General features: G+C 55.2%; 2 rRNA genes. Both read right to left on the bottom strand.

What is annotated here, in order from left to right:
* Positions 1–106: ribosomal RNA gene (rrf, locus tag NQ038_RS15205) — 5S ribosomal RNA — on the bottom strand; the annotation flags it as partial.
* A 200-nt stretch (positions 107–306) separates the two neighbouring features.
* Positions 307–420, bottom strand: a 23S ribosomal RNA gene (locus tag NQ038_RS15200); the annotation flags it as partial.

Below are 420 nucleotides of genomic sequence, written 5' to 3'. Positions count from 1 at the left end.
ACCTACTCTCCCACACACTCCCGCATGCAGTACCATCAGCGCAATCGGGCTTAGCTTCCGGGTTCGGAAAGGGACCGGGCGTTTCCCCAACGCTCTCACCACCGCAAAACCACAGAACAACACACACCATACGTGTGCGTCACTGGATCGTGCAGTGAAACTAGTAGACGTGAACACCAACCCCACAGGGCTGTGCGCGCGGACCCCACGGCCCGACTCTTGTACGCTCAATCGTTGTTGTTACTCGTGTTACCCAACCCACCACACACCCCGACAAGACCACAGTCCCACCAAGTCGTGTTGTTTTTGGGTGAGTGAACGGTGTATTAGTACCAGTCAGCTCCAACCGTTACCGGTCTTCCACATCTGGCCTATCAACCCCATCATCTCTAGGACACCTTAAAGGAGACCTCATCTCGA

The sequence above is a fragment of the Brevibacterium sp. 50QC2O2 genome, assembly GCF_024580675.1.
GTDB lineage: Bacteria > Actinomycetota > Actinomycetes > Actinomycetales > Brevibacteriaceae > Brevibacterium > Brevibacterium moorei.
This window is presented reverse-complemented; position numbering and strand designations above follow the sequence as displayed.